Source organism: Odoribacter sp. N15.MGS-14 (assembly GCF_000980245.1).
In the GTDB taxonomy this organism is placed as follows: Bacteria; Bacteroidota; Bacteroidia; order Bacteroidales; family Marinifilaceae; genus Odoribacter; species Odoribacter splanchnicus.
Window position 1 is genome coordinate 32,659 of the sequence record NZ_LARE01000025.1, and the last position, 8,342, is coordinate 41,000.

Sequence of the window (8,342 nt, forward strand, 5' to 3'; positions counted from 1 at the left end):
TTATTTTTCTAATCTTTTCCAGGCCTCTCCCATTCTCTCGGCTATCATTCCGGCACAACATCCTCTCCGGCCTTCTTTTTCCGCGACACAATCACCGGCCAGCCCATGGGCAAAAACTCCTATCCGGAGCAAATCCAACAAATTCAATTTATTGGCAGCCAAAGCCAGCAGCACTCCTGTTAAAACATCCCCCGCCCCGCCTTTAGCCATTCCCGGATTACCACTCATATTGAAGAAAAGCCGGCGATCCGGAGTAGCGATAACGGAATGAGCTCCTTTCAACACGATATGCACCCGATATTGATTTGCAAAAATGCTTAATTTATTTAATCTCTCAAAATCATTTACACTTTTTCCTGCTAATCTTTCAAATTCTTTCATATGCGGAGTAAGAATACAGCCTTCATGGAGTAAATCCAATAACTCCCGGTGTTCCGCTATAATATTCAGCGCATCTGCATCCAGAATCGTCGTCCCTCTCCAGGTACGTAATAATTTTTCCAATCCACCGACAGTCTCCGGTCCTTGCCCTATAGCAGGTCCGACAGCAATCGCATCGTAATCTCTCAGTTTACAGACGGCAGAAAACCGTTCGGCCGATTCATCCGGATCAGGAATCGCTTCCGGCACAGTCGTCTGTATCACCTCGATTCCTTTACCCGGAATATGACAGTACAACAAACCGATACCCGAGCGTACAGCCGCTTTAGCCCCCAAAACAGCCGCCCCCATCATCCCATAACTGCCGGCGATCAACAGTCCTTTCCCATTAGTACCTTTATGAGCAAAAACCGGCGAAGGAGGTAAAATCGCTTTTACCGTATCTTCTGTCGTATAAAACCAATCGGTCGGTTGCCGAGCGATGATTTCAGGATGTAAGCCGATATCCAACACTTCCCACCGGCCGACATACTTTTCATTCTCCGCCAGCATAAAGGCTAACTTCGGGAACTGAAAAGTAAAGGTATACTCTGCACAAACAATGGTTTCGGGATCGTTCCAGGTATTATCCTCCCCCGCCAACCCGGAAGGAATATCGACAGCCACCACCCGGTTAACAGAAGCATTCATTTGCTTGATAATCCGGGCTGCCAAACCGGTTACCGGACGATTCAGCCCCGATCCGAAAATAGCATCGATCACGATTTCTCCCTTCTGTAACACCAAATCATCGGCCTGCTTTAATTCTTCCACCTTTCCCCTGGTCAACCAACGCCGATAATTCGCCTCACAATCGGGACTTCTATCCTGGGTTCCGGCAATCCGGAATACTCTGACCGGCACTCCCCGCCGATTCAATAATCTAGCAATCGCATATCCATCGCCACCATTATTCCCATTCCCGGCAATCACGACCACTCCTGCAACTTCAGTGAAAATTTTCAAAAAACGATCTGTCCAAATCCCGGCAGCCCGTTCCATCAAATCCAAAGAGCTTACCGGCTCATGCTCAATTGTATATTTATCAATCGCAGCCAGCTGAGCCGTTCGAAAAACTTTATTTAACTTTTCCATAACATTAACTCAATCGTTTTAAAGACGAAAAATACGGAAATATTCTTACATTTGCGACCGAAGTGGATTAATATTAACTTAAATACATTATCTATGTTTAAAAATCATCCTAAGGGGTTGCTTACTGCAGCTCTGAGTAATATGGGAGAACGCTTCGGCTACTATATCATGAATGCCGTATTGGTGTTGTTCCTGTGTTCTAAATTTGGTTTAAGCGAAGCCGCCAGTGGTACTATTTACTCATTCTTTTATGCTGGCATATATATTTTAAGTCTTGTCGGAGGTCTGATTGCTGACCGCACTCAAAATTACAAAGGAACTATTAAAACAGGTCTTGTTGTAATGGCCACCGGATACATTATTCTTTCCATTCCAATTCTTGCTACGGCAGCCAACACCACCTGGTTGCTGACCCTTACCTGTTTTGCACTTTTCCTGATTGCATTCGGAAACGGTTTGTTCAAAGGAAATCTGCAGGCAATTGTCGGCCAGATGTATGATAATTTCGAAGCCGAAGCTGCCAAGAAAGGCCCGGAGGCCCTCAAAATCGCAAAAGACAAACGGGACTCCGGATTCCAGATTTTTTATGTATTTATTAATGTGGGTGGATTGATCGCTCCATTCATTGCACCGGTATTACGCCAGTGGTGGTTGGGTGTAAACGGTTTCACTTACAATGCACAACTTCCGGCACTTTGCCATGAATATATCAACAACGCCGCTGCCATGGCTCCCGAAGCATTGGCGAACTTGCAACAATTAATAACTTCAGCCGGAGGTTCCATTGCTGACTTGACCGTTTCTTGCGCTCAATATTTACAGATTTTCAATGAAGGTATCCACTATTCATTCATTGCATCTGTTGCCGCGATGCTGATTTCTCTCATTATTTTCTTCGTCTCTCAAAAAACATTTCCTACTCCTGCAAAGAAAATTGCAGCTCAAAATGTAAGTTACACACCAGAAGAAAAAGCTGCTATGGCGAAAGAAATCAAACAAAGAATGTATGCGCTGTTCGCTGTATTGGGTATCGTTATCTTTTTCTGGTTCTCGTTTCACCAGAATGGTATGTCCTTATCATTCTTTGCCCGTGATTTCGTAGATTCGTCGGCCGTTGCACCAGAAGTATGGCAAGCAATCAATCCGTTCTTCGTAATTGCGCTGACACCTGTCATCATGGCCATTTTCGGAGGATTAGCAAAACGCGGTAAAGAAATTTCAACTCCCCGCAAAATTGCAATCGGTATGTTCATTGCAGGAACGGCATTCTTGTTCCTTGCCGTTTTTTCTCTGATAAAGGGTTATCCCTCCGCAAACGACTTCAAATTATTACCCATTGCAGAACAAATGGCAAACAAAGCTCATTGGTGGGTTTTGATTGCAACCTATTTCTTCCTGACGGTTGCTGAATTGTTTATCTCTCCGCTGGGACTGTCTTTCGTATCGAAAGTAGCACCTAAAAGTATGCTAGGTCTGTGTCAGGGTCTGTGGTTGGCGGCTACGGCTCTTGGTAACCTGTTGCTTTGGATTGGCCCGCTCATGTATAATGCATGGCCGATCTGGCAATGCTGGACAGTATTCTTTATTGTATGTCTCGTGTCCATGGGAGTTATGTTGGGTATGGTTAAATGGCTTGAAAGAGTCACAAAATAATAACAACGCTCTAAAACAACAAAGTCCTCTAAGCATTCATTGCCCCGGGGACTTTTGCTTTTAACCTACTAATTTAATTTATAATATTATGTTTCAAAACCAACCTAAAGGATTGTATGCCCTGGCTCTTGCAAACACAGGAGAACGTTTCGGGTATTACACGATGCTTGCTATCTTTACACTTTTCCTGCAAGCAAAATTTGGCTTCAGTTCAGCAGCTACATCAAACATTTTTGCGGGTTTCTTAGCCTTAGTTTATTTTTTACCCATCTTAGGGGGTATCCTGGCCGATAAATTCGGTTATGGTAAAATGGTAACAGCAGGTATCATCGTCATGTTTGCCGGTTATACCTGTCTTGCTATTCCTACCGGAGGGGATGCTTTTGGAGTTGCCGCTATGTTTGGGGCCCTTTTCCTGATCGCATTAGGTACCGGATTATTCAAAGGTAATCTCCAGGTAATGGTAGGAAACCTTTACGACGATCCTAAATATTCAGACAAACGGGACACAGCATTCAGTTTATTTTATATGGCGATCAATATCGGTGCTCTTTTTGCTCCGACAGCCGCTTCAAAAATCACAGAAAATTTCATGGCGAAAGCAGGCCTTAAATACCAAGGTGATATACCTGCACTTTGCCACGAATATCTGGAAAAAGGCCAGCAAATGGCAGCTAATTCCCTGGACACCCTGACTCATTTCGCACAGTCACAAGCTTCCGTATTCAACGGAGATCTGGCAACATTCGCTCATAAATACATCGATGAATTATCACTTTCTTACCACTATGGTTTCGCAGTGGCTTGTATATCTCTGATTGTATCTATGTTGATCTATCAGGTATTCAAGAGTACCTTCAAACATGCAGATATCAATACCAAACAAGCTGCAGCAAGCGGAAAACAAGAAAATATTGTCGAATTAACTCCGGAACAAACCAGATCCCGCATTACCGCTCTCGTACTGGTATTCGCCGTAGTGATCTTCTTCTGGATGGCTTTCCACCAAAACGGCCTTACCCTTACTTTCTTTGCCCGTGATTATACAGCCAGAACCGCCGATGGCGCTATAGGTATGAGCTTTAATGTTTTCAACCTGGTATTCGTGATTACTTTGATTTATAGTTTGTTCTCTCTGTTCCAGTCCAAAGAAGCTAAATCCAAACTGATATCGGCAGTTGTCGCAGTTATTTCTGTCAGCATATTAGTCTACAAATATCTGTCGTTAGCACCGGGTTCTTTCATTGAAGTTCTTCCTCAGATGTTCCAGCACTTCAATCCGTTCTTCGTTGTTGCTCTGACCCCTGTATCTCTTGCTGTATTCGGAGCTTTGGCCAAGCGAGGCAGCGAACCTTCGGCACCCCGTAAAATCGGTATCGGTATGTTTATCGCAGCTTTAGGATTTACCGTGATGGCTCTGTCTTCTATGGGACTTCCCACTCCCAATCCTGACGGAGCGACTGTTGTAGCTAATGATTTACTCGTATCTCCTTCTGTTTTGATCAATACCTACCTGGTATTAACCTTTGCCGAATTGTTCCTTTCACCTATGGGTATTTCATTCGTATCGAAAGTAGCCCCTCCAAAATACAAAGGTTTGATGATGGGTTTATGGTTCGGAGCAACTGCAGTCGGTAACTATCTGGTTTCTATCATCGGTATGCTTTGGGGTCACATGCCATTATGGGCATTATGGTCTATCCTCATCGTTTTGTGTCTGATCTCTGCATTATTCATCTTTATGATGATGAAACGTTTGGAGAATGCCACGAAATAATAAAATTTCTTTTAGCATTAAAAGAAGTCTAAAAAACAATAATTAAATAACAAAAGCTGCTCTGTTCCGGGCAGCTTTTGTTATGATTATAATTATATTTGCAGGCAAAAGAAAGGTAAATATGTTTAAACAGATCAACCATTCCTTTGCAGCGAAACTCAATATATACCTTATTTCGTCGGCATTTCTATTATGGGGAATCGGTTTTTGCTTATTCTATCACTATTCCTCCAGAGCGATCGAGCACCAAGCTTACCTGAAAATCGACGAATCGGCGGAAAAAATCAATCTTAAAGTGACTCGTTTATTGAGGACGATAGAAAAGATCCCTGAAAATCTCAGCTGGATTATCCCTTCCTATGTTACTCATGCCGATTCGATTTATGCGATTACCCGGCAGGTCGTTTTGAACAATTATGAGATCTTCGGATGTGCTATAGCTTTCGAACCTTATTATTTTCCGGATAAAGGGTATTATTTCGCTCCTTATTCATACATGAGTGGCGATAGTGTCGTCACCACACAAATCGACCCGAAATACGATTACTATCAAAAAAATTGGTACCGGATCTCAAAAGAAAGGAATGTCTCCCGCTGGAGTCGTCCTTACCACGAGCTTTCGTCCAACGATATTCTGACCTCCACCTATTCGGTACCGCTCCGGGACCCCAAAAATAATGTAATCGGTATTTTTTCGGTCGACCTCTCTTTGAATTGGCTGACCGAGCTGATCGACTCGGTCAAACCCTATGAAGACAGTTATAGCATTATAGTCAATCGGGAAGGAAGGTATATACTTCATCCGGGAAACGACTTTTTCACGGATCTGGATAAAGATATCCTTCATGAAGCGGAAATCCTTCAGGACACCAATGCTTCAAAGTTGGCGCATCTCATGATGCAGGGGCAAAAAGGGAAAGGAGTATTTGTCAACAATCATGTAAAATATTACATCTATTTTACTCCCATCCTCGGCACAGAGTGGAATATGGCTACCTTGTTTCCTTATTCTCATATTTTCGACAAATTACACCGATTCACTTGGATCATCATTCTTTCTTCGGTATTATTTCTGGCTCTCCTGGTGATTATCTGTACTACAACCGTTCGTAAAATTACGAGACCTTTAAAAATATTCGCAGCTTCCACGCATTCCATTGCGGAGGGAAATTTCAACATAACTCTACCGGTCATCCACACCCAAGATGAAATGCTGGATCTTTATAATGCTTTCAGTGAAATGCAGGAAAAGCTTTCAAAATATATGAAAAACCTAGAAACGACTATAGCAGCTAAAGAGAAAATAGAAAGTGAGCTACGCATAGCACATGATATTCAAATGAGTATGCTTCCCAAAAATTTTCCTCCTTTTCCCGGTCATGAAATAGACCTTTATGCAGTACTCTATCCGGCCCGTCAAGTCGGTGGTGATTTATACGACTTCTTTATCCATGAGAACACCCTCTTTTTTGCTATCGGCGATGTATCGGGAAAAGGGATTCCTGCTTCGCTTCTGATGGCCTCTACCATCAGTCTGCTACGTACGCTTTCCTCAGGCAGCAATTCTCCGTCACAGATTGCTTATTCGTTAAATAATAGTATTGCTGAAAGGAATGAAGCCGATATGTTTGTGACCTTCTTCATCGGAATGCTGGATCTCCGAACCGGAGTAATGAAATATTGCAATGCAGGTCACACTCCTCCAGTACTGACAAGTCCGGATCGGACAGTAGCTTTCTTTGAAATGCAATCCGATCTTCCTTTAGGTATCCTAAAAAATCATGATTATCAGGAGTACACCTACCGATTCGTGAGCGGCTCGGGTATATTACTATATACCGACGGCGTTACGGATGCAGAAAATGAAAAGAACGAATTTTATACCCGGGAACGTCTTTTGGAGATAGTGACTCAAAATCAGGAACTACACCCCCGCGAATTTATCCGTTCGATAATCAATGATATTCAGTCACATATCAAATCACACGAACTATCCGACGATCTCAGTATGCTCACTTTCATTTACGGTAGTGAATGGAATATCAAAAAATCATAAAATATACCGGTTTTTCTTTGTGATATTTAAATAAAGTATTACTTTTGTGCCGTCATAAAAAACAACACTGTCCAATGGTGTAATGGCAGCACAACAGATTCTGGTCCTGTTTGTCCAAGTTCGAATCTTGGTTGGACAACTTCGAAAACCTGATTTCATATCAGTTTTTTTATTTTTTCCTCAAACCAGCCCGAAGGAACACACCAAAACTCTTGAGATGAAACCCGGGTACTTCTATGTAAAAGATACAATACCCCTATAGTCTTGCCCAGAAAAAATACGTTGTTCTGTAGAAATCAGGAAACGGAAAAACTTCCCTATTATCTTACTCCCAAGTTAAGGAAAGACCTCACAGAACTTCTTCCTGCTGGATGTCGGCAAAACGACGACATTCTCCAGGGAATGTCTATAGACAAACCGTATACACAACCTGAACCTCTAACGAGCCGGTAAGTCTTACTCCCAGCATAAATACAGCTCAAGTAGAATGAACTTTTGGGAAAGATTAAATGCACAAAATGGATTTATTCAATCGTTTACGAAGATGGAAACCTTTGCTTTGTTATTATAGACGCCGGTAAGACAGATGCTGACTGCTGCTTTCCATATCCTTGTTCTTGCAGGAAACCAATAATAAAATATATGCAATATGGCAACAGTAAAAGTTAAATTCCGTGCATCATCCGTTGAATCGAAGGAGGGCACGTTGTTTTATCAAGTGATTCACAACCGTGTATCAAGACAAGTACGTCCCGGACACAAACTGTATCCGTCCGAATGGGACTCGGTGCGTTCCGGCATCATCCTGCCGCCGGATACCGATAACCCCCGACACCGCTATCTGATGTCGTTGAAGGACTCTCTAAAGACGGATTTGGCAAGACTGAAAAATATCATCGGCAGACTTGAACGTGCAGAGGAAACATACACAGCCGATAAAGTCGTGGAAATCTTTGGAGTTCTGACCGATACCGGGGGATTCGTTTCGTTTTCCCGGAATCTTGTCGGACAATTGAAACGTATCGGGAAACAACGCACGGCAGAGACTTACACGACCGGACTCAACAGCTTCATACGTTTCACAGACGGTAAGGACGTCCCGCTGGAAGAAATGGATTCCAACCTGATGGTGGCATATGAAACCTGGCTGCGGTCGACGGGCGCGTGCCCAAACACCACTTCGTTCTACATGCGGAATCTCCGGGCTATATATAACCGGGCGGTGGAAAAGGAACTGACCGTACAACGTTACCCGTTCAAGCATGTCTATACAGGTATCGACAAAACTGTCAAACGGGCGGTGCCGTTGAAGATTATCCGCAGGATCAAGGAATTGGACCT

General features: G+C 43.1%; 5 protein-coding genes and 1 tRNA gene. 5 read left to right on the forward strand and 1 reads right to left on the reverse strand.

From position 1 onward, the window contains the following. Window positions 1-1,515, reverse strand: a complete 1,515-nt coding sequence (locus WS34_RS07440) for a bifunctional ADP-dependent NAD(P)H-hydrate dehydratase/NAD(P)H-hydrate epimerase (RefSeq protein WP_013611303.1) — start codon at window positions 1,513-1,515, stop codon at window positions 1-3. 93 nt (window positions 1,516-1,608) lie between these two features. Here WS34_RS07440 and WS34_RS07445 point away from each other — a divergent pair, with 93 nt between their 5' ends. The 5 genes from WS34_RS07445 to WS34_RS07465 all read left to right on the forward strand — a co-directional run. Then, on the forward strand, window positions 1,609-3,168 hold the full coding sequence (locus tag WS34_RS07445) for a peptide MFS transporter (protein WP_022159610.1): 1,560 nt from the start codon (window positions 1,609-1,611) through the stop codon (window positions 3,166-3,168). A gap of 88 nt (window positions 3,169-3,256) precedes the next feature. Continuing rightward, window positions 3,257-4,945: a peptide MFS transporter gene (locus tag WS34_RS07450; RefSeq protein WP_046404045.1), complete on the forward strand. Its 1,689-nt coding sequence runs from the start codon at window positions 3,257-3,259 to the stop codon at window positions 4,943-4,945. 121 nt (window positions 4,946-5,066) lie between these two features. After that, complete coding sequence (locus WS34_RS07455; protein ID WP_046404047.1) at window positions 5,067-7,001, forward strand: SpoIIE family protein phosphatase; 1,935 nt, start codon at window positions 5,067-5,069, stop codon at window positions 6,999-7,001. 68 nt (window positions 7,002-7,069) lie between these two features. After that, a tRNA-Gln gene (locus WS34_RS07460) sits at window positions 7,070-7,140 on the forward strand. 510 nt (window positions 7,141-7,650) lie between these two features. Then, a partial coding sequence (locus tag WS34_RS07465) for a phage integrase SAM-like domain and Arm DNA-binding domain-containing protein (RefSeq protein ID WP_046404049.1) occupies window positions 7,651-8,342 on the forward strand: 692 nt, incomplete at its 3' end.

What these genes read in the sequence shown, in the direction of transcription:
- WS34_RS07440 (WP_013611303.1), bottom strand. Translation starts at nt 1,515, where the DNA reads ATGGAAAAGTTAAATAAAGTTTTTCGAACGGCTCAGCTGGCTGCGATT.
- WS34_RS07445 (WP_022159610.1), top strand. Translation starts at nt 1,609, where the DNA reads ATGTTTAAAAATCATCCTAAGGGGTTGCTTACTGCAGCTCTGAGTAAT.
- WS34_RS07450 (WP_046404045.1), top strand. Translation starts at nt 3,257, where the DNA reads ATGTTTCAAAACCAACCTAAAGGATTGTATGCCCTGGCTCTTGCAAAC.
- WS34_RS07455 (WP_046404047.1), top strand. Translation starts at nt 5,067, where the DNA reads ATGTTTAAACAGATCAACCATTCCTTTGCAGCGAAACTCAATATATAC.